The sequence below is a fragment of the Sediminibacterium sp. FW305-C-49 genome (assembly GCF_058231085.1).
The window spans coordinates 112,575-139,367 of sequence record NZ_JBIQXS010000002.1 but is presented as its reverse complement, the minus strand read 5'-3'; the positions used below and the strand labels follow the sequence as shown (position 1 = coordinate 139,367).

Genomic DNA, 26,793 nt, shown 5'->3' with positions numbered 1-26,793 from the left:
GGATATGAAAAAGCCACAGATTCAATCAGCGAATCTGTGGCTTTTACTTTTTTACTACTTATTTAATATTGATTACAGGTACCTGTTTCTCATTGATGAGTTTATTCAGTGCTTTTACATCGTTATCCATCACCGCTTTTAGCTTGGTGAGTTCGGCATCTGCCTGGGCTGCCATTTCTGCATAGGCTTCCTTCGCCTGTTTGCTTGGCGGATTTTGTCCGCTTGAAGCAACTCCGTATAATCCGGAAAGTTTATCATTTAAACGGATCGGGAAATTCAAAACATCCTGGCTGCTTTTTGCTTTGGTCTGGTAAAGCGCTTCTTCTACCGCAGTAATTTTTTTATTGATACTGTCAGCAAAAGATTTGATCTCCCTGTTACCATCCATTCTGCCTGTAAATTCTGTCATCTGAGCCCTCAACGCTCTGATATTTTTGATAGCCCTTTGCACTTCACTGAACTTATCACGTACCTGTAACAGGAAAGTCAGTTGCTCATCGTACCCTGCTTCTGTAGTAGCATAATTTGGATTCGGTTTGATTTCAAAAGGAACATCTACAGAATCTTTTCCGTAACGGATACGTGCTTTGTATTTTCCCGGAGCCGCTTTTGCTGCACCGATACCACCTGTCCATAAAATCAGTCCCTCCAAACGTTCAGCAGGTGGATATAACATATCCCACTCAAACTGGTTGATGCCGTTTCCGAATTCAATTTTATCTGCAGCTTCTCTTGCATTTTTACTGAATGTACGAATGGGTTTTGATTGTTTGTCAAAAACAGTAATAGACACCCTCGAACTGTCTGTAATCCCTTTGAGGTAATAATTGATCACTACACCAGATGCAGGATTGGTACCCATATTGGTAGTAACTCCACCAAAATTTCTCCTGCCTCTTCCTCCACCTTCAGATCTGTACACAGGATTCACATCAAATACATGCAGATTTTTATCCAGCACAGATGCATTCATCTGCTGAACCACACTCAGGTCATCCAATACCCAGAAAGCGCGGCCCTGTGTAGCAACAATGAGGTCATTTTCTTTGATCGTTAAATCGGTGATGGGTGTTTCAGGTAAGTTCAATTGAAATTTTTTCCAGTTGGCTCCATCATCATAACTGATATACATACCATACTCTGTTCCCGCATACAATAAACCGGGTCTTTTCTTATCAGCACGCATGGCTCTGGCAAAATGCATTTTGTCGATACCATTGGTGATTTTTTTCCAGGTCTTGCCATAATCTTCTGTCTTAAAGATATAAGGCGCAAAATCATCCAGTTTATATTTTGTACCTACTACATAAGCTGTTCCTTTTTTAAACGGATCGGTTTCAATACAGTTCCACATCATCCATTTACCAGCATCTGCAGGTGTTACGTTTTCCCAGTTCTTGCCGCCATCCTTGCTTATATGTAATAAGCCATCGTCACTACCTGTCCACAACAAATCTTTTTCCAGGACCGATTCAGCAGCAGTAAAAATGGTACAGTAATATTCAACCGATGTGTTGTCTTTGGTAATGGGTCCGCCACTTGATGCCTGACGGGTTTTATCATTTGTCGTGAGATCCGGGCTGATCATCTCCCAGCTCTGTCCCTCATTTTCACTTACAAAAAGATGATTACCTGCGGTGTATAATCGTTTAGGATTATGTGGAGAGAAGAAAATGGGGAAGTTCCACTGGAAACGATATTTCAATACATCGGCACCAGCTCCCATCGGGTTGTCGGGCCAGACATTGATGGCGCGGTTTTCTCCGGTTCTGTGATCGAGCCTTGCGAGATAACCACCATAGTTTCCTCCATAAACAATATCAGGGTTCAGCGGATCGGCTACTACATAACCACTTTCAGAGCCTGCTGTTGTTTCCCAGTCACGATCTGTGATACCTGCACCGGCGGTACGGCTTCGCATACGAATGGTGGAATTATCCTGCTGGGCTCCAAGAATACGATATGGATGTGCATTATCGGTAGACACCCTATAGAATTGGCCCGTAGGCTGGTTATCCATGGTACTCCAGTTCGTTCCTCCATCAAAACTTACCTGTCCACCACCGTCATCAGCCACAATCATACGATTTCCGTTTTCAGGATCAATCCATAAATCATGGTGGTCACTATGTGGAGTATTTACACTTTGAAATGTTCTGCCACCATCACGGCTACGCATGAAGCCAACATTCAGTGCATAAACCAGGTTTTCATTTTTAGGGTCAACAAACACTTTGCTGTAATACCATGCCCGTTGACGAATATTGTTGTCGCTGCTGGTAAGTGTCCAGCTTTCTCCTGCATCGTTACTGGTGTATAACCCACCATTTGCATTTTCAATGATGGCATATACTTTATCGGTATTGGAAGGAGCTACTGCTACTCCTACAATACCCCAAACACCTTTGGGAAATCCTTTGGCTGTGCTGATATTGGTCCAGGTTTCTCCACCATCATTACTTTTATAAATACCGCTTCCATCTCCACCACTTTCAAGGCTATGCGGTGTACGTATCAATCGCCACATACCCGCATACATTACATTCGGATTTACCGGATCAATGACAAGGTCAGAAGCACCGGTCTGGTTATTTACATACAACACCTTTTTCCAGCTCTTACCACCATCTGTTGTTTTAAACACACCGCGCTCTTCATTCGGACCAAATAAATGTCCAAGTGCTGCCACCCAAACGGTATTAGGGTCACGCGGATGAACGATGATGCGGATGATATGACGCCCTTCTTTTAAACCCAGATTTTTCCAGGTACGTCCTCCATCGTCACTGCGCCACATGCCATTTAATCCTTCGGCCACATTACCACGAACGGTATTCTCACCTTCACCTACATAAATAATATTTTCATCGGTAGGCGCTACGGCAATAGAGCCAATATTACCTCCCAGGTATTTATCACCAATATTTTTCCAGTTACTACCTCCATCAGTTGTTTTCCAAAGTCCGCCACCTGTGGCACCGAAATAGAAAGTGGTTTTGTTTTTAAAACTACCTGCTACAGCGGCACTGCGTCCACCTTTAAAGGGACCAGCCAACCGGTATTTTAGTTTGGAAAAAAATGTTTCAGCAGGATCTGTTGCAGGAGTTGGAGCTACAGTTGACTTTTTATTATCCTGTTTCTGTGCCTGTACCATTGTACCAAGCAGAAGAGCCGCAGAAAGCAGCCAGTAAAGTTTTTTCATATGCAGTATTGAAATTGGATAGGGAATGTACGAAGAAAAATGTAAAACAGCAGAGCAGAGAAACAGAGAATGTCCAACTTCGAAATTGATTATTGGATATTCCTCTGTTTCTCGGTTTATTTCACTTTATACCACACTTCATCTACCGGTTCGTTCAGTTTGATATCAAGGTGTTCGATCAGGGTTTCAACAGATCCCAGACTGATCAATTGTTTCATGGGAAATTTGATACCCGCTATTTCTTTATAATCACTGTACTGAATGGATACTTTGAGACTGCGTCGGCCACCTCCCATCATTCGCATGATACTACCAAAACCAGTCATGGCTGCAGCCATTTCATCTGCGGCATCCACCTGTTGTACAAGGAAATTATTTTTGTTGATATAGAAAGTACCGGTAAGACCATCTTTCATGGTCAGCTTTACTTTATAACATTCTTCTTTATTCACTTTTGCTGTTCCGAGCAATTCTGCTGTATAACCTTTTTTAGCATAGTCTACCAGCATGGAGAATGCACCTGCACAATCCAGTTCATGTTGCTGTTTACGAAGATCATCATCGGTCATTTTTGTGATGCTGGCTCCATTACCCCCTCCCTGAGCATTACCCCCACCTCTTTGTCCGCCCTGACCTCCGCCTGGGCCGCCACCAAAACCACCGCCACCGCCAAAATTGGGCATAGAAGGGATCAATATATAGCCTGCTGTATCAGTAACCATGGTCCATGAGTTACCCATACCCATTATTCCGCCCATCTGTCTCCGGTAAAGTTTGCCACGTTCGCGAATACTGTTCAGGTTGATATCAAAAGTCTGACCCATCATATTCATCTTCATCACACTTTCCATCTGAAGGGTTTTGATGGCTTTCAGCTTATTTTTTCCACCATTGGCCTCTTCAAATTTGGTCATCACTTCTTCCACTGTTTGTGCGGAACTAAAAAGTACCAGTAATAAAAGGCTACTCGTCAGAATTTGTTTTTTCATTGTATGTTGTTTTCGATCGTTTGTAAACTTACAGACAGTTTGGCTACCATATCAGGATTAAGTAAAAGATATGATGAGCGGGGGAAACCAACAGGATATTAGTTCATCTGCAGATGAATTATCTTCGCATCATGGATCAGAACAGCAGCTTTACCGTTTCAGGGCAACTTGTAGATATTGGCAAAAAACAAATCTATCCGGCCACTATTCATGTACAGGATGGAATGATTCGTTCGATTGAAAAACTGGAGAACAACAGTAAAGTGCCTGACCAGTTTATGCTGCCGGGTTTTATAGACAGTCATGTTCATATTGAAAGCAGCATGCTGATACCTTCCGAATTTGCCCGGCTAGCAGTGGTTCATGGTACCGTAGGAACAGTGAGCGATCCACATGAAATTGCCAATGTTTGTGGTGTAGCAGGTGTTGATTATATGATTGAGAATGGTAAAAAAGTACCATTCAAATTCAATTTTGGTGCCCCAAGTTGTGTTCCTGCAACTGTTTTTGAAACAGCAGGTGCCATGATCGACAGTACAGACGTAGAAGCGCTTTTAAAAAGACCTGAAATTGCTTATCTGAGCGAGATGATGAATTTCCCGGGTGTATTGCACAAGGACCCGGAAGTAATGAAAAAAATTGCAGCTGCCCATAAAGTGGGTAAACCTGTAGACGGGCATGCGCCCGGTTTAAGAGGCGAACAGGCTAAACAGTATATTGAAGCTGGCATTTCAACCGATCACGAATGTTTTACACTGGAAGAGGCCGTTGATAAATTACAGCATGGCATGAAAATCATCATCCGTGAAGGGAGTGCCGCCCGGAATTTTGAAGCGTTGATTGATCTGGTAGAAGACCACCCCAATCATATGCTTTTCTGCAGTGATGACAAACATCCTGATAGTCTGGTGAGTGGTCATATCAATGAACTTTGCGCCAGAGCAGTGGCTAAAAATATTGATGTATTTCATGTACTGAAAGCAGCCTGTATTAATCCGGTACTACATTACGGCTTACCGATTGGTTTATTACAGGAAGCTGATCCCGCAGATTTTATAGTAGTAAAAAATCTAACGACGTTTGAAGTATTGGAAACCTATATCAACGGAACACTGGTAGCTAAGAATGGAAAAACATTGATTGAAAGAGTTCCTTCAACCAGCATTAATCAGTTCGATTGTAACCCGGTTTCGGCTGATGACCTTATCATTACAGAAAATGCTTACCCATCAACTAATGGTCTGATTCCGGTAATGGAAGCGCTTGACGGACAACTCATCACCAATAAATTAAACCTGCCAGGTACATTGGTAAACGGACAATGGATCCCCAATACAGAAAAAGATATATTGAAAATGGTGGTGGTTAACCGTTATCACCAGGCACCTGTAGCAAAATGTTTTATCAAAAATATGGGGTTCAAAAAGGGAGCCATCGCATCATCAGTGGCACACGATAGTCATAATATTGTAGCAGTGGGTGTTGACGACGAAAGTCTTGCAGCCGCTATTAATCTTGTCATCAGAGAAAGAGGTGGTGTAAGTTGTTACGCTGATGCCAGTCATCAACAGGTGCTGGGACTGCCTGTTGCAGGGCTGATGAGTACCGATGACGGATACTCAGTAGCCGAAGCCTATACCAGTATTGACCGTATGGCAAAAGGACTCGGTTCCACATTACAGGCACCTTTTATGACGCTGAGTTTTATGGCTTTACTGGTTATCCCACATCTTAAACTGAGTGATAAGGGCTTGTTTGACGGAGATCGTTTTGAGTTGATAATATAAAGCCAAAGACCATTGTGTACTATTAAGTTTGATGATATCTAAATCAAACATTAATCTGCTGATGATATATCACCAGTTGCTTTATTTACATTGATGGCTACACTATCTGTTCCTTTTGGTGCAAAATATTTGGTTTTGAATTTGATGGTTTTTCCCGGGCCGATATTTTCATAAATGGTTTCCAGTCCTTCATCTAACTTAACACCTGTCTTACTGTAAAAAGATAAACGCAGCTCTACATCTTTATACCAGCAAACGGTTGCTTTATTTGATATTGATCCTTTCACCACTGTTTGTCCAATAAGGTTTTTGCGATCTGAGTTACTTACCATCAAAAAGCGTTTGGGGTTATTTTTCTCTTTTTCAGCCAGGGTTTCTTTTACGGTTTCATAACTGCTGTTATCGAAATCCTTTTCTTTTTTGTCGTTTTTACAGGCAGCCAGCAGAACCAGGGCAGCTAGTACAAGCGCGATTTTTTGCATAAGGGTGCGTAATTTTCACCAAATTAGGTTTTTCCCTGTTTTTATAGCGTTAAAAGAGGACATGCGAATTTGGCTTTTTCAAACAAAAGTCTCAGATGGCACAGTTCCAAACATAAATTTCTCATTCCAGCAGATAGATTTTAGTTTTGGAGCCTTTTCCAACCTTATATTTCCGAGTCATGATCGTAAACCTTAGTCAGGAACATAGTCTTGTCAGCAACTGGGTATCTGAATTAAGAGATGTCAATATCCAGGGCGACCGTATGCGTTTTCGCCGTAACCTTGAACGTATTGGTGAGATTGCAGCTTATGAAATCAGTAAGCAAATGCCTTTCAGCATTGTTGAAGTGCCTACCCCATTAGGTACCCATGAAAGCAAGCGACTCGATCAACAGCCGGTATTGGCTACCATTTTACGGGCTGGTTTACCCATGCACAATGGTATGCTGAATTATTTCGACAAGGCCGATAATGCTTTTGTATCTGCCTATCGCAAACACCACCGCGACGGATCTTTCGAGATCAGTCTGGAATATATGAGTTGCCCTTCACTTGATAACCGTATTGTCATCATCAGTGATCCGATGCTGGCAACAGGTTCATCAATCGTAAAAACCATACAATACATGAAAGATGAGGGAACACCTTCAGCGTTTCATGTGGTAGTGGCCATTGCCTGTACCGTTGGTATTGAACTCATTCACCGCGAATGTGGCGACAATATTAATATCTGGTGTGGCGATATCGATGATGAACTAACGGCCAAAGGATATATTGTTCCGGGGCTGGGTGATGCCGGTGATCTGGCTTTTGGCACCAAAAATCAATCCTGACCGGAGCAGCGCTCTTCCCCTTTTTCTGGTCAATCCACTGCGTTAAGAACAACCTAATCTTCTTAATACACGTATTTGATTCGACCAGATTACCCTAAATTAGACGCTGAGTGAAAAAGCTGTACCAAATAAGCTGCCTGGGATTTTTATTACTGTTGATGAATTCTGCATCAGCACAGGACCCTAATTTTTCACAGTTTTTCTCTTCCCCTCTCACCTTAAATCCGGCTTTTACAGGTAAATTCTTTGGTAGTTACCGGGTAGCAGGTAATTATCGTAACCAGTGGCCCAGTATCGAAAAAGCCTATACCACAGCTACTGCTTCGGCAGATTTCCAGATCATGAAAAATCAGATTTCAAGTAATGATACCTGGGGACTTGGCTTCATGGGTTATACTGACAATAGTGCTAATGGCGCTGTTAAATTCAATTACGGGGCTGTTTCAACAGCTTATCACAAAGGTTTGGATGAAGATGGAATGCACCAGCTCGGTGCGGGATTTCAGGTTACTTATGCCAATATGCTGATTAATACCAATATGCTGAAATTCCAGGATCAGCTAACCACTGCAGGGTTTACGGGTGTTACTTCCGAAGTATTCAATTCAGGCACATTGAAAGCGAATTATGTAGACATCAATGCAGGTCTGTTATACAATGGCAGTACCAATGAACGGAATAATTTTTACCTGGGCGTGAGTATGTATCATATCAATCGTCCAAAACAGGAATTTACCGGTGCCAACTATATTCTGCCTGCCAGAACCACCATACATGCAGGTACTTATTTTCCTGTGGGACCTGCCACTACATTACACATGACTGGGATGCAAATGTTCCAGGGAGGTGCTTCTTCCACCATGTTTGGCGCAGCACTTCAATTCAATGCCAACCCAGATGATATTAAATCAACCAGCTTATATGTAGGTTCCTGGATGCGTTTTAAAGATGCCATCATTCCTTATGTAGGACTTGAATTTGATGACTTCAGGCTGGGTGTTAGCTACGATTACAATTCATCTTCATTGAGAACAGCTTCTATGAACCGCGGCGGTATTGAGCTTTCGCTTATCTACATCAGAAGACCCTCTTCTGACAAAATTGTAAACTGTCCGAAGTTCTAGTACTTTGATCAGCTTAACCCTGACTTTTTATTATTGACATGTTTGGTTACATGCGGGTGATCTTTTATGATAAAACGGTAAGGCAGCAAAGCGTCTTCTTCTGCATAATCAACGCCTATTCGTGGTGTAGCAATAAGGGAAAATTTCGCAACACGATAATTGTCGTCAGCTATAAATATTGAATCTCCCAAAAGATCGGTTCCCGAATGTATCACCTGCAAACCCAGCGCTTTTGATACATTACCCGGCCCCCGGCCAACCGAATGATCCATTTTTGTTTTCCGCATCCGCTCCAGCATCGTTTCAATACCGGCAACCGGTTCAATTCCCCTGATAAGAACTGCATGCGGTACATTTTCTGCATTGGTTACCACGTTGAACAAGTGATGGATACCATAACATAGATATACATATGCAAGTCCGCCAGCCCTGTACATCACTTCTGTGCGGCTGGTAAAACGTCCACCATAAGCATGAGAGGCTTTATCAACAATACCATTATAGGCTTCAGTTTCTACGATACGACCTGCAGTAAGCTGATGATCAAAACAGGTAATAAGCAGCTTTCCCATCAGTTCTTTTGCAACCGTACATACATTTTTCCTCTGATAAAAAGAGGCTGGTAACTGTTGCCGTTTATATGCAGTTAAAGCTTTCACTTGATAAACATAATGAATACATTAACTTAGTGCATCTAAAAATCCCCCGTTGCTCAAAGAACTCATCATAGCCATACAATCTTATATCCGGGCACATCATTTTATTGTGCGCCATAAACTATGGAAATGGATATTAATACCAGGCATTCTGTATACCCTTCTTTTTATGACGGGTATGTATTATTTCGGACAAACCGCTTCTGATTTTATAGAATGGATGACACTCAAAACCGGTTTACGTAATTGGATTGATGAGCTATCCAGTAGTTTTATAGGGTTTCTTTTTGTATTCGGCACAGCCTTATTATGGCTTTTGCTGATGCTCTTGTATTTTTCGTTGTTTAAATATCTATTTCTCATCCTTGGCTCTCCCCTCTTCGCTTACCTGAGCGAAAAAACAGCTTCTATCATTGAAGGAAAGGATTACCCTTTCAGTTTTAAACAACTTGGAAAAGATATTCTTCGTGGTATTTCCATTGCTCTCAGAAACAGTGTATGGCAAACGGTGTATGTGCTTGCTATTTTATTCCTGAGTTTAATACCATTAGTAGGCTGGCTCACGCCTATTCTTGCCATTCTGGTTGAATGTTATTATTACGGATTCTCTATGCTTGATTACAGTATGGAGCGTCAGAAAAAAACACCTGCAGAAAGTATATTTTATATTGGTCATCACAAAGGACTGGCATTAGGTAATGGTGTTGTTTTTTATATGATGCATGTGGTTCCGGTTATCGGCTGGATACTTGCTCCTGCTTATGCAGTGGTTGCAGCAACACTCAGCACTTATCCCGTCAACGCAAAGAAATAAAGCATGACTGGCAAAGTTTATCTTATTCCCACTGTCTTACATGAAGATGCGTTACAAACCATCCCATCTTATATATTGGATGCAGTAAAAGACTGTTCTGTATTTTTTGTGGAGCAGGAAAAAACAGCCCGTAGGTTTCTGAAAAAAATATGGAGAGAAATGGTGATTGATGATTACCAATGGTTTGCTATCCACAAAGCAGAAGCAGAAGTAAGGTCTCAGTTTATACAGTTATTAAAAGAAGGAAAAAATATTGGTATCATTAGCGAAGCCGGTTGTCCGGGCATAGCAGATCCCGGACAGGTGCTGGTGGAAGCTGCCCAGGCAATACATGCAGTGGTAAAACCATTGGTTGGGCCCAGTTCCATCCTCCTGGCTTTGATGGCCAGTGGCATGAATGGACAATGCTTTCAGTTTCACGGATATTTACCGATTGATGCTGTTGAAAGAAAGAAGAAAATAAAGGAACTGGAGACAGATTCATATAAAAGAAACTGTACGCAACTGTTTATTGAAACACCTTACCGCAACAATGCATTGATCAATGATCTTCTTCAGGCCTGTAAACAGGAAACCAAACTCTGTATCGCAGTAGACATCACCGCAGCTAGTGAATCCATTCAAACCAAAAGTATACTGGACTGGAAGAAACAGCCCATAGATATTCATAAACGGCTGGCTATATTTTTATTACATGCATAACCTTTTCTATCCTATCCCAGCCCAGGACTTAAGTCCTGGGCTGGGATAGGATAGAAAAGGGGAAGAAAAAATTATGGTTGTTTGGGAGCAATGATACTTTCTGTTGCAGCGCCCCTTACTTCATACACACTGTCAACAATATTGCGCTCCAACCCTCTCCAGGGTAATGTGCCGATATATCTTTTATAACGCAGTTCTACTTCTTTACCAGAGCAACGCAATAATTTTTCAGCAACTGATTCACTGGTTACACTAAAATCAAATTCATTGCTCTGCACATTGGCCCTGAACCCACTCTGGATTACTTTCCCCTCCCAGGTTTTAAACAACACTCCTTTTTTCTGGAAAGTATTTAACAATCCTGCCTTTGTACCTTCTGCATAAACAAAAAAGTAACGCCAGTAAATAAATATAACCAGTGCCAGGAACAGCACGGTAGCAATGGTCCAGAGAATCTTTCGTTTATTCATATTAGAGACCGTATTTATCAACAAGGTAAATCAGTGCCGCCATATTTACTGCACCCAGTAATAACTCCCTTTTATTCACGTTTTCAAATACATCTGTACGGGCATGATGCAGATCGAAATAACGTTGTGGATCGGGAATAAATCCGGCAATAGGTGTACCAAAGCTTCTGTTCAATGGACCAATATCGGCTCCGCCACCACTGCCCGACATATCTTCTGTTCCGTATGGTTTTAGTAATGGCAACCATTGTTGTGCCTTATCGTGTTTGTCTTTGGGCGCTGTAAATCCAAAGCCTCTCGGTGTAAATCCACCAGCATCACTTTCGAGCGCGAAAATGTGTTTTTCATTTTTTGTTTTTGCCACTTCCGCATATTTGTTACCTCCTCGCATGCCATTTTCTTCATTGGCAAACAATACAAAACGAATGGTACGTTTGGGGGTATAGCCAATGGCTTTGAGTGCGCGCATGACTTCAATCGTATGAACCACTCCTGCTCCATCATCGTGTGCTCCTTCATTTACATCCCAGCTATCAAGGTGACCACCCACGGTGATAATTTCATCCGGATATACACTTCCCTTCAACTCACCAATCACATTATGCCCGATGGTATCAGGCAAAAATTTAGCACTGGTTTTCATGGTTACCGTAAAGCTGGACTTCTTACTCAACTCCCATATATAATCTGCATCTCTTGGTCCCATAGCAATAGCCGGAATTTTAGGAAAAGAGTCATTATACGCAGTACTGCCTGTATGCGGGTCGTTCGCAGTTGATTCGGTAAGTGAACGAATCATTACCCCTACTGCACCGTACTTAGCCGCTGCGCTCGGACCTGCTCTGCGCGAAACACCTGTTTGTCCATACGATACAAAAGGTTTGATATTGGTCGGATCAAAAGAATGATTGAAGTAAACGATCTTACCCTTTACTTCTGCCTTTCTTTTTTCCATTTCTTCAAAACTGTTGAAAGCGATCACCGTTGCGGTTACCGGCTTGCCATTACCGAGTGAATTACCCAATGCCAGCACATCCAGTTTCCGATTTGCAGATTTGCCATCAATACTCATTACACGTGCATCTTCTTTGGCACCACGTACCCAACGGGGCACCATACATTCCTGCAGGTATACCTGATCGGCCCCCATTTCTTTCAAAGCTTTCTCACCCCAGGCTTCGGCTTTATACATTTGCGGAGAACCTGCAATTCGTCCACCTACCTGTTTGGTTAACTGGTAGAGCAGGTCATAAGCTTTACCATTACGCAATATTTCATCTGATATTTTTTTAATCATGCCAGCATCATCCTGCTGCCCCCATAAAACCAAGGGTGAAAGGAATAATAAAAAGAATGTTTTTTTCATAGTGCTAAAGTTAATCATTTGTCATGTTTTTTCCAGTTATATGAACGGAGAACAGGATTCGTGGAATTGTTGTTACTTGCAGTAGGAATAGTCCATGGTTCATAGTCCATGGTCTATAGTACAAAAACTATTGACCATGGGCTATGGACTATCGTCCATAAACTTAAGAAACATGCGTATCGGAATAGTATGCTATCCCACTTTTGGGGGTAGCGGGGTGCTGGCAACAGAATTAGGAAAAGCATTGGCTGATGAAGGACACCAGGTGCATTTTATTACTTACCAGCAACCGGTAAGACTGAATGTCTTCAATGCAAATATTTTTTATCATGAAGTGAGGGTTCCCACTTACCCATTGTTCGATTATCCGCCTTATGAAGTGGCGCTTGCCAGTACTATGGTTGATGTAATCATGAACCACGATCTTGATCTACTACATGTACATTACGCCATACCACATGCTTCCGCCGCTTATATGGCTAAACAGATTGTGAAACAGAAGGCCAATCGTAATGTACCTGTTATTACTACTTTACATGGTACCGATATTACCCTGGTAGGAAAAGATAAAACTTACGAACCCGTAGTCACTTTTTCCATCAATGAAAGTGATGCTATTACGGCTGTATCACAGAACCTGAAAGAAGAAACTTATAAATTTTTTCCCATCCACAAAGAAATTGAAGTGATCCACAATTTTGTAGATGTAGATCGTTTCAACAAAAAACCCATTGATGCTTTCCGCAAAGTGATAGCACCCAATGGAGAAAAAATTCTGATCCACGCTTCCAATTTCAGAAAAGTAAAACGCGTGGGAGATGTGATCCAGATTTTTGCTGCAGTAAGAAATGAAATGCCTGCGAAATTACTCATGGTTGGTGATGGACCGGAAAGACCAGGCATGGAAGAACTATCACGCGAACTGGGTATTGAAGATGATGTTCGCTTCCTTGGCAAACAGGAACAGATGGAAGATATACTGGCCGTGAGTGATGTTTTCCTGCTTCCTTCAGAATATGAAAGTTTTGGTTTGGCTGCTTTGGAAGCCATGGCTGCCAGATCGGTCGTCATCAGTTCCAATGCTGGCGGGTTAAGCGAAATCAACACCCAGGGAGAAACAGGTTATATGGCCGATGTTGGAGATGTTGCTGCCATGAGCAGGTATGCCATAGCATTATTGAAAGATGAAAAGAAACTGGAAAGCATGAAAGAGTCTGCCTATCAGCAGGCCTGCCGGTTCGACATTAAAAATATCATCCCGATTTACGAAAAATTATACAGCCGCTTTTGCAGAATGGGGCCTTGCTAATTAGCTCATAGTTTATAGTCCATAGACCTATGTACTACCCAATCACCCCTTACTATTTAAACCATGAAGCATACATTACATAGTTATTGGATATCCGGTCAATTTCACCATGGATAAGTTCCTGCGATACATCTTTTACTTTTTTGGCAGGAACACCCGCATAAATACAACCTGCTTCCACTATCGTACCTTCCAATAAAACAGCACCGGCTGCAATAATGGAATTACTGTGCACCACACAACGATCCATTACAATGGCTCCCATTCCAATCAGTACATTATCGTGAATCGTACATCCATGTACCAGTGCATTATGTCCGATGGAGACATTATTACCAATATTGGTTGGATTTTTCTGATAGGTACAATGAATAACCGCCCCGTCCTGGATATTTACTTTATTACCCATTTTGATATAATGCACATCACCACGAACCACTGCATTGAACCACACACTGCAATCATCACCCATGATCACATCTCCTACGATGGTGGCATTCGGCGCAATAAAACAATTTTCACCTAACTGGGGATGTTTACCAAGAACAGGAAGAATAACTGGCATAAAATATCGAATTTCGGGTGGTGAATGTTGAACTTTAATGAAAGTTAGTAAAATGAGTGGTATTTCTAACAGACAAGTTTTTTTGCAGCATGTGGCACAAACTTCATCTGCTCCCATTGGTATTGAAATGGTGAAAGCCTCAGGTATTCACTTATGGGATGCAAATGGTAAACAATATGTTGACCTGATCTCCGGTTTCAGTGTCTGCAATATTGGTCATAGCCATCCAAATGTTGTTAAAGCTGTACAGGAACAGGCAGCTTCGTATATGCATCTCATTGTGTACGGAGAATTTATTCAAAGTCCACAGGTACAGTATGCCAAACTGTTAACCGATCACCTGCCTGCAACACTCAACTGCGTTTATTTTACCAATAGCGGTGCCGAAGCGACCGAAGGTACCATGAAACTGGCCAAAAGAATTACCGGCCGTTCAAAAATAATTGCTTTCAACGATGCCTACCATGGCAGCACACAGGGTGCTCTGAGTATCATGGGTGGTGAATACTGGCGCAATGCATTCAGACCTTTGTTACCAGATATTCATCATTATACATACGATGACGATGCTGTAATTGAAGCCATCGATTCAACCGTTGCCTGCGTCATACTGGAAACCGTGCAGGCAGAAAGCGGCATCAAAGCACCCCGTAAAGAATGGTTACAAGCCATCCGCAAAAAATGCGATGATCATTGTGTTTTACTGGTGTTTGATGAAATACAGGCCGGCTTCGGCAGAACAGGAACTTTATGGGCCTTTCAGCAATTTGCAGTGGTTCCTGATATTTTATTACTGGGTAAAGCACTGGGCGGCGGCATGCCATTGGGTGCATTTATTGCCGACAAAAAATTAATGTCTACACTTACATATGATCCCGTGCTCGGTCATATCACCACTTTTGGTGGACACCCGGTTTCATGTGCTGCTGGCAAAGCCGCTTTTGAAGTATTGATCAATGAAAACATGATAGCATCCGCAAAAGAGAAAGAAACCATCTTACAATCAGCACTGAATCATCCTGCCATTGTCAGTAAATCTTCTCATGGTTTATGGATGTCATTACAATTTAAAGATGCAGTCACCAATCAGAAAATAGTACACCAGTGTGTAAAAAATGGATTGATCACCGACTGGTTTCTTTTTGCCCCCGACAGACTGAGAATTGCACCACCATTAACTATTACTGCAGAAGAATTGAAGCAGGTTTGCGGGATTATTCTGCATAGTATTGATGAGGTAGTGAGTAGTCAATAGTGAGTAGTGAGTAAAAAAATACTCCCAACTGACTATTCACCATTGACCATTCACCATTCCCGTCTCACCATTCACTATCCATCGTATCCAAAATAGTACGATAGCTGATATATCTTTCTTCAGAAATGACTCCCTTCATTACAGCTTTTTTAATGGCACAGTTTGGCTCATCAATGTGCATACAATTGTTAAACTGACAGCCTTGCATCTGCTCCCTCATTTCGGGGAAATAATGAGCGAGTTCTTCTTTGCTGATGTCAACCAGACCGAGCTCGCGGATGCCGGGTGTATCGATAATACGCCCGCCACCGGGTAGATCAAACATTTCTGCAAAAGTGGTGGTATGCATGCCTTTTCCGCTCCAACCACTTACTTCCTGTGTGCGCAGGTTAAATTCGGGAAAAAGTGCGTTGATAAAAGTTGACTTCCCTACGCCGCTATGTCCACTCAATAAAGAAGTTTTGTTATGCAGCAATGCTTTTACTTCATCCAACCCTTTCTGTTCTGTTACACTACATAACAGGACAGTATATCCGATGGCTTCATAAATTTCTTTGAGCAGCTCAAACTTCTCCAGTTCTTTCTTTTTATAGAGATCTGCTTTGTTAAAAACGATAATGGCGGGTACGTGGTAGGCTTCACAGGAGATCAGGAAACGATCCATAAAGCCCTGTGAGGTCTTAGGTTCTTTCAATGTTACAAAAAGCAGGCTCTGGTCGAGATTCGATGCGATGATATGATGCTGGTGTTTATTATGTGGTGAAACACGGGCTACATAGTTTTTTCTGTCGTAAATCTGGCTGATGATGGCCGACTCTTCCTGTACATCTTCAATCTGCATTTCCACTTCATCGCCCACGGCTATAGGATTGGTAGAAGTAATGCCTTCTATCTTCATTACCCCTTTTATACGGGCCTGGTAGGTTTTCCCATCCTGCCCCCTGGTTACGTACCAACTGCCGGTAGATTTATAGATGCTGGCTCTCATTAACTGCGAAGATAGCAAGCGATCATGGCTTTTACTGTATCTATGTGAATATGCTGAAATAGGTCGTAAATTGAATATTTGCGAAACATTAACCCCTGTTTTAGGGTCTGTGCGTCAACAATGGCTGACCTTCAGGCCGGAATTCAATATCTTTGCCTCCTTATGGCAAAGTTTGCGCATGATGAGGTTGTTCCTAACCGGCAGAGTGAACAGGGCAAAAAGGAACAGGTGGCAGAAATGTTTAACAGCATCGCATTCAGGTACGATTTTCTGAATCGGTTTCTGACAGCGGGTGTAGACATCCAGTGGCGAAAAAAAGCCATCAGGCAATTGAAAGCGCTTCAACCGCAACTGGTATTGGATGTGGCAACAGGTACAGGCGATGTGGCCATCATGACCCATCGAATGCTGAAACCCAAGAAGATCATTGGCATAGATATATCTGAAGGAATGTTATCGCTGGGAAGAGAAAAGCTTACAAAGCTGGGATTGAATGACGCGATAGCATTACAAACAGGCGACAGCGAAACCATTCATTTTCCCGATCATCATTTTGATGCGGTGACAGTAGCCTATGGGGTTCGGAATTTTGCACATCTCGACAAAGGGCTGGCAGAAATGTACAGGGTATTAAAACCAGGTGGTAAATTGGTGGTACTGGAGTTTTCAAGACCCAGTCAACCCCTGTTCAGAAAGCTCTGTGATTTTTATACCAATGTGGTGACGCCGGGCGTGGGTGGATTATTTGCGAAAAATAAAGATGCTTATCAATACCTGAACGATAGTGTTCAAGCCTTTCCTGAAGGGCAAAACTTTTTAAATATTATGCATGTAGCAGGATTTACTCAAACTTATTTGAAAAAACTCAGTTTCGGCATATGCACTATTTATTGCGGAAGCAAGTAATCCTGCTGGTTCTCTTACTTACCTGTACAGTGTCTGCAATGGCACAGAAACAGCGTTATCGTCCCAATCACGATGACCTGCCTTATTATTTTGGACTGACCCTTGGGTACAACAGTTCGTACCTGCACCAGAATAAATCGCCACTGTTTCTGCAAAATGATTCTATTTTATTGGTAAGACCTGGTTCGAGTGGTGGCATCACAATGGGACTTTTGGCCACCGTAAAAATGACCGATCACCTTGAATTCAGGGCCAATCCGCAGTTGATCATTGGTGGTTCCAAATACATTGATTACAGCCTGGGAAAACCTAGACCGGGTGAAGCAGCCATCCAGCGACAAACCCTGCCGGCTACATTGATCAGCCTGCCACTGCATTTTAAATTCAACTCCGATCGTATCGGTAATTTCAAAACCTATCTTTTAGGCGGTATTAAACTGGATACAGACCTTTCCAGTAATTCGGCTGCCCGTTTATCGGAGGACCTGCTTAAACTCAAAAGGAATGATTTTGGCTTTGAAGCCGGAATAGGCTTCAATTTTTACCTGCCCTTTGTAACCGTATCACCTGAAATAAAATTCAGTTACGGCTTATCGAATATCCACCAATACGATCCAACGCTTCGCTTTTCCAATGTCATGGATAAGATACAGTCGCGCATGATCATTTTCTCTATTCACCTCGAAGATTAAGGTTTAGTGCCCATGATGTAATAAATTGCGTTGTTTGCTAAAAAGGCAACTCATTTATGAAAGATTATATCATAAAAAATACCGGCATTGTAAATGAAGGCAGCATTGTGTATGGCGATGTATGGATCAGGAATGCCCGTATTGAGCAGATAGGCAGCAACCTCAGCCCTGCTGTAAATGTTACCGAAATAGATGGCAGCAACCAGTTTCTTTTACCGGGCGTCATTGATGACCAGGTACATTTCCGCGAACCGGGTCTTACCCATAAAGCCACCATTTATACAGAAGCAAAAGCCGCTGTTGCCGGAGGTGTTACCAGTTTTATGGAAATGCCCAACACCAGTCCGCCCGCATTTACCCATGAACTGCTTGAACAGAAATACGAAACCGGTAAAAACACTGCTCTGGCGAATTACTCTTTTTATATGGGCACCTCAAACGATAACATAGAAGAAGTATTACGCACCAATGAAAAGAAAAACCAGATATGTGGGGTGAAAGTATTTATGGGATCCTCTACCGGCAACCTGTTGGTAGATAGTCCACTCGTACTGGAAAAAGTATTTGCCGGATCTGAGCTGCTGATCGCTACGCATTGCGAAGAAGAAAGTATCATAAAGAATAATTTACAAGCGCTCAAGGCACAAAAGGGAAAACTGGAACCTTCAGATCATCCCATCATCCGTAATGAAGAAGCCTGTTTCGAATCATCATTCAAAGCCATTCAATACGCCAAAAAATACAATACCCGTTTACACATCTTACATATAACCACGGAAAAAGAATTACAGTTGTTTGGTAATATGCTTCCGCTTGCAGAAAAAAGAATTACTTCGGAAGTGTGCGTACATCACCTGCATTTTACCAGTGACGATTATACAAGACTGGGCAACCAGATCAAATGTAACCCTGCCATTAAAGCACCCCATAACCGCAAAGCATTATGGGAAGCTTTACTCGATGACAGGTTAGATGTAATTGCCACCGATCATGCTCCACATACCTGGGCAGAAAAACAGGAAGACTATGAACATGCACACGCAGGATTGCCTTTGATACAACATTCACTCGGACTGATGTTACACTATGTAAAAGAAGGAAAAATAAGCCTGGAAAAGGTAGTGGAGAAAATGAGTCATGCCGTAGCCACCTGTTTTCAGATCAAAGAAAGAGGATTTATCAGAGAGGGCTATTATGCAGACCTTGTACTGGTGAATATGAATGAAGCTTCTACTATTCAGAAAGATAATATTCTCTACAAATGCGGATGGAGCCCGCTCGAAGGACAGGTTTTACCTGCTACCATCAACTATACTTTTGTAAATGGGCATCCTGTGTATGGAAAAGGGGTATTCGATGAATCTAAGAAAGGAATGAGACTGGCGTTTGAGAGATAGGAAAAAGAAGACCGAAAGTCGGAAAGTCCGGTAGTCCAGAGACAGTACCTCCGGCGCAATCATCTTTCGGACTTTCGGTCTTCCGGACTTTCCGACTTTCCGACTTCATAACTACCTAACTTTAGCACATGCAGATAGACAAAACTACACTTGCCGACCTTTCTATTTTTCATAGCGAGGAAGAACTATCGGTGGTACATTTTCTCGATCATACGCAAACCAATAGCGGCAGAGAATATTTGTATGATATGGTATCGAAGCCACTCTCTTCTGTAGATGGCATTAAAAACAATCAACAAACCATACGCGACCTGATCCCTTTAATTGATCGCTGGCCGGCAACCATTACGAATGGTACCATTATGGTCATGACGCAGTTTTATGATTCACAGATCAACAGGTATCCAACACAGCCAAATGTGGTGAGCAGTTATATCTACAAGTTTTTCAATGCCCCTGATTTTTCTTTAACCCGATATACCCTTTCGCATTGTATTGATTTCATCAAAGGACTCACTACCATTTCCACCCTTCTGAAAGAACATTGTTCCAGCAAACAGTTGCTCATTTGGGCTGAGAGAATTGACATGTTGCTACGGAAGGGTTCCATTCCTGAACTGGCTGATCAATCAAAAGATGAATTAACCAACTGGAAAATGCTGAGTTATGCCGACTTTGTCCGCTTTCATTATAAAACATATCTTTTTGAGTTAATTGATATTTACAGTCGTATTGATGCATTCCTATCACTCAGTATTGCCTGTAAAAAATATGATTTCAGTTTCCCGGAGGTACATCAATCGGAGCAGCCCTTTATTGAAGCCACAGGATTATACCATCCATTGCTACAGGTACCTGTATCATATGATGTTGACATGAGCAGGGATAAAAATTTTCTTTTCCTCACTGGCGCTAATATGGCAGGCAAAAGTACTTTCATCAAAGCAGTTGGTGTAAATGTTTACCTGGCTCACTTAGGTATGGGTGTACCGGCAAAAAAAATGAAGTTGAGTTTGTTTGATGGGTTACTGAGTAATATCAATGTAGTTGACAATATTATTAAAGGAGAAAGTTATTTCTTCAATGAGGTGCAAAGAATCAGGAATACCATTGAAAAAATCAGTGATGGCAGAAACTGGCTTATTCTTATTGATGAGCTCTTCAAAGGTACCAATGTACAGGATGCCATGAAATGCAGCACAACGGTAATAGAGGGTTTACGTAAAATGAAAAATGTATTATTCATTCTCTCCACACACTTATATGAAATCGGAGAACCCTTACAACAATTCAGCAATATCCAGTTCCGCTATTTCGAAACCAGTGTAGACGATGACCAGCTTGTATTCAGCTACCAACTCAAAGAAGGTATCAGCAACGATAGACTTGGATACCTGATACTCAGAAAAGAAGGGGTGGTGGAGTTGTTGGGGAAACTCTAAGAAGCAGATTTGTAGATGTCGGATGGCAGATGTCAGATTTATTTTTTGATTTTTGACTTTGCAGTTTTGGTTGTTGCAGAAAAGATAGCTGTTAATTCATATGCTTCCTGAGTTAAGCGCTGAATACAATGATCATGCATCAACCCTGCTTCCTGAATAATCTGTAGCCAGTACAATGACTCGTCCGCCTCTTCCAATACAATTTCAATCTTGTATATAAAATCCGATATTGATTTTGCTCGTTTTGATGCCCGATAATTAGCGGCAACAGAGCCGGCAGACCTGATTAACTGTTTACCTGTTTCAAAACCTACCACATTTCTAGGCAAGGATAAACACAACTTTATTATATCAATATGAAATTGCTTAGTTCTTTGCTCTAATATTATCCTATTCATATTCTTTTCAAGTCAAAATACTAAAACACACTCCGAGCTAGTCGCAGCATATCAAATCTGCGATCTGACATCCGACATCTGCCATCAAAACAGGTGTTTTTACTCCGTATATCTACCTGTTTTGTTTTTGCTATTGATGTCTTCTTTATCTTACCCTCTGTTTTTAATTTCGACTTTTCATTTTCACTTTTATACCATGCTCGTAAAAACCTTTGGCAGTGCCGTTTATGGAGTGGAGGCCATCACTATTACCATTGAAGTAAATGTGAGTGCCGGCCAGGGCTACCAGATTGTTGGGCTACCTGATAATGCCGTGAGGGAAAGTCTGCAAAGAACTGAGAGCGCCATCAAGACCAATGGTTTTGATATGCCACGTACCAAGATCGTGGTAAACCTGGCACCGGCCGATATACGCAAATCAGGTTCTGCCTTTGATCTGCCGATTGCATTGGGTATTTTAGGTGCCAGTGAACAACTGGAAAATGCGGAAAGACTGAAAGACTATGTGATCATGGGTGAATTGAGTTTGGATGGAAGCATACAACCTATTAAAGGTGCATTACCTATTGCCATACAGGCAAGAAAAGAAGGATATAAGGGACTGATTGTACCCAAAGCCAATGCCCGTGAAGCAGGAATGGTCAATAACCTTCTGGTATATGGTGTTGAACATCTGACAGAAGTGGTTGAATTTTTCAAAGATGAAAATGCGCTTCAACCGGTAGTAGTAAATACACGTGAAGAGTTTTTTGGTGACCAGTATCTGTTTGAATTTGATTTTACAGATGTGAAAGGACAGGAAAACATCAAAAGGGCTTTAGAAATTGCTGCGGCTGGCGGACATAATGCCATTTTAATTGGTCCGCCGGGTGCTGGTAAAACCATGCTGGCGAAAAGACTGCCCACCATATTGCCTCCACTCAGTTTACAGGAGGCATTGGAAACAACAAAGATTCATAGTGTGGCGGGTAAATTACCGGAACATAGTTCACTCATCAGTAAGCGGCCATTTCGCGCGCCACATCATACCATCAGCGATGTGGCATTGGTAGGTGGTGGTGGCGTACCACAGCCGGGTGAAATATCACTGGCACATAATGGTGTTTTATTTCTCGATGAGTTACCCGAATTCAAAAGAACGGTGCTGGAAGTAATGCGGCAACCGATGGAAGAGAGAAGGGTAACCATCTCCAGGGCAAAAATCGCCCTGGATTTCCCGGCCAATTTTATGTTGATTGCGTCCATGAATCCCTGCCCTTGTGGCTACTATAACCACCCCGAAAAAGAATGCACCTGCGGACCGGGTATTGTGCAGAAATATTTAAACAAAGTATCCGGTCCACTATTAGACAGAATTGATTTGCATGTGGAAGTAACACCCGTTGCTTTCAGTGAATTAAGTAACCAACAAAATGGAGAAGACTCAGCTACCATTCGTGAACGGGTAATCAAAGCCAGAGAAATACAAGCTGCAAGATATAATGGAGAGAATGGTGTATATGCCAATGCACAAATGAGCAGTAAACAACTTCGAGAAATTTGTCGTATTAGTAATGTAGGTGAAAATTTATTGAAACGTGCCATGGAAAAATTAAACCTCAGTGCCCGCGCCTATGATCGTATTTTAAAAGTGAGTAGAACGATTGCTGATTTAGCGTGTAGCGTTGATATACAGCCGGAGCATCTGGCAGAAGCCATTCATTATCGGAGTTTAGATCGGGAAGGATGGGCTGGATGAGGAAACAGAGGAATAAGGAACAGAGAAATAAAAAATCAGAAAGTAAAGAGTGAGAAATATTTTTTTCGGAAATTTTCGATATTTCTCAAAAAGTCATCTCTCACACTTTAAGCTTATTTTTGAGTTGGCTCGCTGTTTACAACATATACCTGTTGTATATGGCAAATTTTCATTTTCACTTCATCTATGCAATGTCTTACCCTGTTGATGTTTTAAAACAGTTCTGGAACCACGATTCCTTCCGGCCCATGCAGGAAGAAATTATCCAGTCTGTACTGGATGGAAAAGACACACTGGCCTTATTACCCACCGGTGGAGGAAAATCGATCTGCTTCCAGGTACCAGCGATGATGATGGAGGGCATGTGCATTGTCATCAGTCCGCTTATTGCGCTGATGCGCGACCAGGTAGAACATTTGCTTGATAAAAATATTCCCGCTGCATCTATTAACAGCAGCATGAACTATACAGAAGTCAGAAGCACTTTACAGAAAGCTTCCCGTGGTGATTATAAATTTTTATACTTATCGCCGGAACGTATAGAATCTGCATTGTTCCAGGAATACTTATCTGCACTGGACATTTCATTGATTGCTGTTGATGAAGCACATTGTATTTCGCAATGGGGTTACGATTTCAGACCACCCTATTTACGTATTGCCCATCTGCGACAGGAATTAAAAGAGGTACCTGTCATTGCACTTAGTGCATCTGCTACAGAAAAAGTGCAGGCTGATATCATTGAAAAACTTCAATTCAAACAAGCTCAGATCTTTCGCCAGTCTTTTGAAAGACCTGCTTTATCCTATAGTTGTTTTCATGTAGAAAGCAAACCGAATAAACTCATCAACATATTAAACAACGTAGCAGGAAGCAGCATTGTGTATTGCAATAGCAGAAAATTGACCAAAGAGGTTTGTCAGTTATTACAACTAAAGGGCTTTTCTGCTGATTTTTATCACGCAGGTCTGTCGCAGGAAGAAAGAATGACGAGGCAACAAAACTGGATTACCAATGCCAGTAGAATCATGGTATGCACCAATGCTTTTGGCATGGGCATCGACAAGTCGGCTGTACGCTCTGTAATACATTATAATGTACCCGACTGTCTTGAAAATTATTACCAGGAAGCCGGACGCGCTGGAAGAGATGGAAAAAAATCCTTTGCTGTTTTATTATACCAGCAGGATGACCTCTTACAACTGCACAACTTACCCGACAAACGTTTTCCACCTATTCCTGTTATACAGTCTGTGTACCAGGCTATGGCCGATTTTTTTCAATTACCGATAGGCTCGGGCGAAGGAGGATATTTTGATTTTGACATCAAAGCATTTACCAGTCGTTTCAACCTTGATATGATCACTGTTATCAATGCACTGAAAGTATTGGAACAGGAGGGACATATCAGCTTTGCTGAAAATATTTTCCTGCCATCACAGGTTCTATTTACTACAGATAAAGAAACATTGTACCAGTTCGAAACATCACATCCCGGTCTCGAACTATTGATCCGGAACCTGTTACGTTCTTATGAAGGTATTTTCGATCATCGTGTTTCCATATTCGAATCTCAGCTTGCCAAAATGAGCAGGTTGACTGTTGAAGAAATAAAAAAACAGTTATCGCAATTAATGGCATTCGGCATCATTGAATACCTTCCTCAAAAAGAAACACCACAAATTCATTATTTATTCAACCGTGCACCCGCAAAATATTTGCATATTGATCAGGATGCGTATTTAAACAGGAAAAAACAATATGCCGAACGTGTGAGTATGATGATGAAATATCTCCGCGAAGAAGACCAATGCAGAAGCCGGTTGGTGGGTGCTTATTTTGGCGATACTGCTTTAAAAGATTGCGGTATTTGCGATAACTGTCTCAATAAAAAGAAAAAACAGCTATCTACTGATGAATTTGCCTCTATTGAAAACGCTGTATTGAGTCTTGTGGCAGCAGGTCACAACAGCATTCCTGCTATATTAGAAAAAACGCTACCTGTATCCAGAGAAAAAGTATGGACCGTGCTCGATTTCCTGCAAAACGAAGACCGCTTGCAGATTGACGAAACCGGAAAAATCAGCTTAGTATTTTCTTCTTGACCTTGTTGTTCTGCCACCCAGTCCCAATGCACCCAACAGGCTCCTGGTGATCACACTGGCTGCTGTTCTACCGACCTGTCTTACAACCGGGTTATCAAAAAATCCTTCTTCCTTCTTTTTTCGGCCTGTTATTTTTTCTTCTTCATCAGACGCCTCTGTTTCCTGGTTTTTGGCAGCAGCTTCTTCGAGTTTGGCCGTTAATATTTCATAGGCGCTTTCACTATCTATTTCTTTGCTGTATTTGGCTACCAGTTTACTGGAGCCAACCAACTCATCAATCTCCTGTTCTGTTAACACATCCATACGGCTGCGTGGTGCACATAACATGGTATGCACCAATGGAGTGGGAATACCTTTTTCATTTAAGAGTGTAACGAATGCCTCTCCTATCCCCAATTGAGTCAACAGCTCATCAGTTTGATAAAAAGCTGTCTCAGGAAAATTCTCTGCTGCCTGTTTAATGGTTTTACGATCGGCCGCTGTAAAAGCCCGTAATGCATGCTGAATTTTCATGCCCAACTGACTCAGAATGGAAGCAGGTATATCCTGGGGATTCTGTGTACAGAAAAAAATACCTACCCCTTTGGAACGAATGAGTTTGATAACGGTTTCAATCTGTTGTAACAATGCTTCTGAAGCTTCATTAAACACCAGGTGCGCTTCGTCAATAAACAATACCAGTTTGGGTTTGTCGAGGTCTCCCTCTTCCGGACAACTGGCATATAATTCAGCGAGGAGTTGTAACATGAATGTGGAGAAGAGTTTAGGTCTGTCCTGCATATCTGTTACACGTAATACACTGATCATACCCCTGCCATCATCACTGATGCGCATGAGGTCATCGATTTCAAAACTTTTTTCTCCGAAAAAAATATCTGCACCCTGTTGTTGTAATTCAATTACTTTTCGCAGAATGGTTCCGGTAGATGTGGTGGATATTTTACCATACTCCTTTTCAATCTCCGCTTTCCCTTCATTACCGATGTACTGCAATATTTTGATAAAATCTTTCAGGTTCAGTAATGGCATTGTATGATCATCACAATATTTAAAGATCATGGCCACCAATCCACCTTGTGTATCATTCAGTCCTAAAATCTTACTCAGTAATACCGGACCAAACTCACTCACTGTGGCGCGTAATCTTGCACCTTTTTCATTACTCAGCGTAAGTAGTTCAACAGGATAAGCAGCAGGCGTAAATGAAACACCCAGTTTCTGGCTACGCTCGGTTAATTTTTCACTGCTTTGTCCGGCTGCAGCTATTCCACTCAAGTCTCCCTTGATATCCATTAATAAAACAGGAACGCTGTTATCGCTCAATGCTTCACTCAGCAATTGCAGCGTTTTTGTTTTACCCGTTCCGGTGGCACCCGCTATAAGTCCATGCCGGTTCATGGTTTTTAATGGCAACCTGATATCGGCTCCGCTTACCACTTCTCCGTTCAACATACCCACACCAATTTTTACCTGCTCGCCTTTAAACGTATAACCTGTCTTTACTAGGTCTGAAAATGCCTGTTTATCTGCCATAATAAGAGATTTGATCATACAAATTAAGCGATGTACGGCT

Annotated in this window: 23 protein-coding genes; 13 read left to right on the top strand and 10 right to left on the bottom strand. The window is 41.9% G+C overall.

Going from position 1 to position 26,793, the window contains the following annotated elements:
• Nucleotides 1–58 precede the first annotated feature (58 nt).
• Entirely contained in the window at nt 59–3,202 is a 3,144-nt protein-coding gene (locus tag ACH3Z1_RS07975) for a WD40/YVTN/BNR-like repeat-containing protein (RefSeq protein ID WP_490821359.1), read from the bottom strand.
• A gap of 116 nt (nt 3,203–3,318) precedes the next feature.
• Entirely contained in the window at nt 3,319–4,191 is an 873-nt protein-coding gene (locus ACH3Z1_RS07970; RefSeq protein WP_490821358.1) for a hypothetical protein, read from the bottom strand.
• Nucleotides 4,192–4,322: 131 nt separating this feature from the next.
• Between ACH3Z1_RS07970 and ade the strand changes: the two genes are divergently transcribed.
• Nucleotides 4,323–5,978 (top strand): adenine deaminase, encoded by a 1,656-nt coding sequence (gene ade / locus ACH3Z1_RS07965; RefSeq protein ID WP_490821357.1) that lies wholly within the window; start codon nt 4,323–4,325, stop codon nt 5,976–5,978.
• Nucleotides 5,979–6,028: 50 nt separating this feature from the next.
• Here the strand turns inward: ade and ACH3Z1_RS07960 are convergent, their stop codons facing one another.
• Nucleotides 6,029–6,460 (bottom strand): hypothetical protein, encoded by a 432-nt coding sequence (locus ACH3Z1_RS07960; RefSeq protein ID WP_490821356.1) that lies wholly within the window; start codon nt 6,458–6,460, stop codon nt 6,029–6,031.
• Between the two features lie 179 nt (nt 6,461–6,639).
• On the opposite strand from ACH3Z1_RS07960, the gene upp reads away from it, so the two are divergent.
• Together upp and ACH3Z1_RS07950 are read left to right on the top strand one after the other, a co-directional pair.
• Nucleotides 6,640–7,293 carry a uracil phosphoribosyltransferase gene (gene upp / locus ACH3Z1_RS07955; RefSeq protein ID WP_490821355.1) on the top strand — a complete coding sequence of 218 codons (654 nt, stop codon included), beginning with the start codon at nt 6,640–6,642 and terminating at the stop codon, nt 7,291–7,293.
• A 110-nt stretch (nt 7,294–7,403) separates the two neighbouring features.
• A complete protein-coding gene (locus ACH3Z1_RS07950; protein ID WP_490821354.1) occupies nt 7,404–8,417 on the top strand; it encodes a PorP/SprF family type IX secretion system membrane protein in 1,014 nt (337 codons plus the stop codon).
• Nucleotides 8,418–8,425: 8 nt separating this feature from the next.
• On the opposite strand, the gene ACH3Z1_RS07945 is transcribed toward ACH3Z1_RS07950, so the two are convergent.
• Entirely contained in the window at nt 8,426–9,076 is a 651-nt protein-coding gene (locus ACH3Z1_RS07945; protein WP_490821353.1) for a DNA-3-methyladenine glycosylase, read from the bottom strand.
• Nucleotides 9,077–9,125: 49 nt separating this feature from the next.
• Here ACH3Z1_RS07945 and ACH3Z1_RS07940 point away from each other — a divergent pair, with 49 nt between their 5' ends.
• Nucleotides 9,126–9,887: an EI24 domain-containing protein gene (locus tag ACH3Z1_RS07940; protein WP_490821352.1), complete on the top strand. Its 762-nt coding sequence runs from the start codon at nt 9,126–9,128 to the stop codon at nt 9,885–9,887.
• A gap of 3 nt (nt 9,888–9,890) precedes the next feature.
• A complete protein-coding gene (locus tag ACH3Z1_RS07935; RefSeq protein WP_490821351.1) occupies nt 9,891–10,589 on the top strand; it encodes an SAM-dependent methyltransferase in 699 nt (232 codons plus the stop codon).
• Between the two features lie 71 nt (nt 10,590–10,660).
• Here ACH3Z1_RS07935 and ACH3Z1_RS07930 read toward each other — a convergent pair whose 3' ends face one another.
• Together ACH3Z1_RS07930 and ACH3Z1_RS07925 are read right to left on the bottom strand one after the other, a co-directional pair.
• The gene (locus ACH3Z1_RS07930) at nt 10,661–11,059 is read right to left on the bottom strand and encodes a DUF8785 domain-containing protein (protein ID WP_490821350.1); all 399 of its coding nucleotides are present in this window, start codon (nt 11,057–11,059) and stop codon (nt 10,661–10,663) included.
• Between the two features lies 1 nt (nt 11,060).
• Nucleotides 11,061–12,425, bottom strand: coding sequence for a M20/M25/M40 family metallo-hydrolase (locus ACH3Z1_RS07925; RefSeq protein WP_490821349.1), 1,365 nt, complete (start codon nt 12,423–12,425; stop codon nt 11,061–11,063).
• A 172-nt stretch (nt 12,426–12,597) separates the two neighbouring features.
• Here ACH3Z1_RS07925 and bshA point away from each other — a divergent pair, with 172 nt between their 5' ends.
• The gene (bshA, locus tag ACH3Z1_RS07920) at nt 12,598–13,734 is read left to right on the top strand and encodes an N-acetyl-alpha-D-glucosaminyl L-malate synthase BshA (RefSeq protein WP_490821348.1); all 1,137 of its coding nucleotides are present in this window, start codon (nt 12,598–12,600) and stop codon (nt 13,732–13,734) included.
• 52 nt (nt 13,735–13,786) lie between these two features.
• On the opposite strand, the gene ACH3Z1_RS07915 is transcribed toward bshA, so the two are convergent.
• Nucleotides 13,787–14,299: a gamma carbonic anhydrase family protein gene (locus ACH3Z1_RS07915; protein ID WP_490821347.1), complete on the bottom strand. Its 513-nt coding sequence runs from the start codon at nt 14,297–14,299 to the stop codon at nt 13,787–13,789.
• A gap of 52 nt (nt 14,300–14,351) precedes the next feature.
• Between ACH3Z1_RS07915 and ACH3Z1_RS07910 the strand changes: the two genes are divergently transcribed.
• Entirely contained in the window at nt 14,352–15,554 is a 1,203-nt protein-coding gene (locus tag ACH3Z1_RS07910) for an aspartate aminotransferase family protein (RefSeq protein WP_490821346.1), read from the top strand.
• A gap of 64 nt (nt 15,555–15,618) precedes the next feature.
• On the opposite strand, the gene rsgA is transcribed toward ACH3Z1_RS07910, so the two are convergent.
• Complete coding sequence (gene rsgA / locus ACH3Z1_RS07905; protein ID WP_490821345.1) at nt 15,619–16,542, bottom strand: ribosome small subunit-dependent GTPase A; 924 nt, start codon at nt 16,540–16,542, stop codon at nt 15,619–15,621.
• Between the two features lie 162 nt (nt 16,543–16,704).
• On the opposite strand from rsgA, the gene ubiE reads away from it, so the two are divergent.
• From ubiE to ACH3Z1_RS07885, 4 genes are all read left to right on the top strand, one after another.
• Nucleotides 16,705–17,448 carry a bifunctional demethylmenaquinone methyltransferase/2-methoxy-6-polyprenyl-1,4-benzoquinol methylase UbiE gene (gene ubiE, locus ACH3Z1_RS07900; RefSeq protein WP_490821344.1) on the top strand — a complete coding sequence of 248 codons (744 nt, stop codon included), beginning with the start codon at nt 16,705–16,707 and terminating at the stop codon, nt 17,446–17,448.
• A 38-nt stretch (nt 17,449–17,486) separates the two neighbouring features.
• Nucleotides 17,487–18,140 carry a type IX secretion/gliding motility protein PorT/SprT gene (gene porT / locus ACH3Z1_RS07895; RefSeq protein ID WP_490821343.1) on the top strand — a complete coding sequence of 218 codons (654 nt, stop codon included), beginning with the start codon at nt 17,487–17,489 and terminating at the stop codon, nt 18,138–18,140.
• 56 nt (nt 18,141–18,196) lie between these two features.
• Nucleotides 18,197–19,537, top strand: coding sequence for a dihydroorotase (locus ACH3Z1_RS07890; protein ID WP_490821342.1), 1,341 nt, complete (start codon nt 18,197–18,199; stop codon nt 19,535–19,537).
• Nucleotides 19,538–19,665: 128 nt separating this feature from the next.
• The gene (locus ACH3Z1_RS07885) at nt 19,666–20,979 is read left to right on the top strand and encodes a MutS-related protein (RefSeq protein WP_490821341.1); all 1,314 of its coding nucleotides are present in this window, start codon (nt 19,666–19,668) and stop codon (nt 20,977–20,979) included.
• Between the two features lie 38 nt (nt 20,980–21,017).
• Here the strand turns inward: ACH3Z1_RS07885 and ACH3Z1_RS07880 are convergent, their stop codons facing one another.
• A complete protein-coding gene (locus tag ACH3Z1_RS07880; RefSeq protein WP_490821340.1) occupies nt 21,018–21,377 on the bottom strand; it encodes a four helix bundle protein in 360 nt (119 codons plus the stop codon).
• A 196-nt stretch (nt 21,378–21,573) separates the two neighbouring features.
• On the opposite strand from ACH3Z1_RS07880, the gene ACH3Z1_RS07875 reads away from it, so the two are divergent.
• Nucleotides 21,574–23,115 carry a YifB family Mg chelatase-like AAA ATPase gene (locus ACH3Z1_RS07875; protein WP_490821339.1) on the top strand — a complete coding sequence of 514 codons (1,542 nt, stop codon included), beginning with the start codon at nt 21,574–21,576 and terminating at the stop codon, nt 23,113–23,115.
• A 158-nt stretch (nt 23,116–23,273) separates the two neighbouring features.
• Nucleotides 23,274–25,220 carry a RecQ family ATP-dependent DNA helicase gene (locus ACH3Z1_RS07870; RefSeq protein WP_490821338.1) on the top strand — a complete coding sequence of 649 codons (1,947 nt, stop codon included), beginning with the start codon at nt 23,274–23,276 and terminating at the stop codon, nt 25,218–25,220.
• On the opposite strand, the gene ACH3Z1_RS07865 is transcribed toward ACH3Z1_RS07870, so the two are convergent.
• A complete protein-coding gene (locus ACH3Z1_RS07865) occupies nt 25,203–26,753 on the bottom strand; it encodes a helicase HerA-like domain-containing protein (RefSeq protein WP_490821337.1) in 1,551 nt (516 codons plus the stop codon). The genes ACH3Z1_RS07870 and ACH3Z1_RS07865 overlap by 18 nt on opposite strands.
• Between the last annotated feature and the right edge of the window lie 40 nt (nt 26,754–26,793).

Coding starts and splice junctions, on each gene's coding strand:
- ACH3Z1_RS07975 (WP_490821359.1), bottom strand. CDS start 3,202: ATGAAAAAACTTTACTGGCTGCTTTCTGCGGCTCTTCTGCTTGGTACA.
- ACH3Z1_RS07970 (WP_490821358.1), bottom strand. CDS start 4,191: ATGAAAAAACAAATTCTGACGAGTAGCCTTTTATTACTGGTACTTTTT.
- ade (WP_490821357.1), top strand. CDS start 4,323: ATGGATCAGAACAGCAGCTTTACCGTTTCAGGGCAACTTGTAGATATT.
- ACH3Z1_RS07960 (WP_490821356.1), bottom strand. CDS start 6,460: ATGCAAAAAATCGCGCTTGTACTAGCTGCCCTGGTTCTGCTGGCTGCC.
- upp (WP_490821355.1), top strand. CDS start 6,640: ATGATCGTAAACCTTAGTCAGGAACATAGTCTTGTCAGCAACTGGGTA.
- ACH3Z1_RS07935 (WP_490821351.1), top strand. CDS start 9,891: ATGACTGGCAAAGTTTATCTTATTCCCACTGTCTTACATGAAGATGCG.
- ACH3Z1_RS07930 (WP_490821350.1), bottom strand. CDS start 11,059: ATGAATAAACGAAAGATTCTCTGGACCATTGCTACCGTGCTGTTCCTG.
- ACH3Z1_RS07925 (WP_490821349.1), bottom strand. CDS start 12,425: ATGAAAAAAACATTCTTTTTATTATTCCTTTCACCCTTGGTTTTATGG.
- bshA (WP_490821348.1), top strand. CDS start 12,598: ATGCGTATCGGAATAGTATGCTATCCCACTTTTGGGGGTAGCGGGGTG.
- ACH3Z1_RS07915 (WP_490821347.1), bottom strand. CDS start 14,299: ATGCCAGTTATTCTTCCTGTTCTTGGTAAACATCCCCAGTTAGGTGAA.
- ACH3Z1_RS07910 (WP_490821346.1), top strand. CDS start 14,352: ATGAGTGGTATTTCTAACAGACAAGTTTTTTTGCAGCATGTGGCACAA.
- rsgA (WP_490821345.1), bottom strand. CDS start 16,542: ATGAGAGCCAGCATCTATAAATCTACCGGCAGTTGGTACGTAACCAGG.
- ubiE (WP_490821344.1), top strand. CDS start 16,705: ATGGCAAAGTTTGCGCATGATGAGGTTGTTCCTAACCGGCAGAGTGAA.
- porT (WP_490821343.1), top strand. CDS start 17,487: ATGGCACAGAAACAGCGTTATCGTCCCAATCACGATGACCTGCCTTAT.
- ACH3Z1_RS07890 (WP_490821342.1), top strand. CDS start 18,197: ATGAAAGATTATATCATAAAAAATACCGGCATTGTAAATGAAGGCAGC.
- ACH3Z1_RS07885 (WP_490821341.1), top strand. CDS start 19,666: ATGCAGATAGACAAAACTACACTTGCCGACCTTTCTATTTTTCATAGC.
- ACH3Z1_RS07880 (WP_490821340.1), bottom strand. CDS start 21,377: ATGAATAGGATAATATTAGAGCAAAGAACTAAGCAATTTCATATTGAT.
- ACH3Z1_RS07875 (WP_490821339.1), top strand. CDS start 21,574: ATGCTCGTAAAAACCTTTGGCAGTGCCGTTTATGGAGTGGAGGCCATC.
- ACH3Z1_RS07870 (WP_490821338.1), top strand. CDS start 23,274: ATGGCAAATTTTCATTTTCACTTCATCTATGCAATGTCTTACCCTGTT.
- ACH3Z1_RS07865 (WP_490821337.1), bottom strand. CDS start 26,753: ATGGCAGATAAACAGGCATTTTCAGACCTAGTAAAGACAGGTTATACG.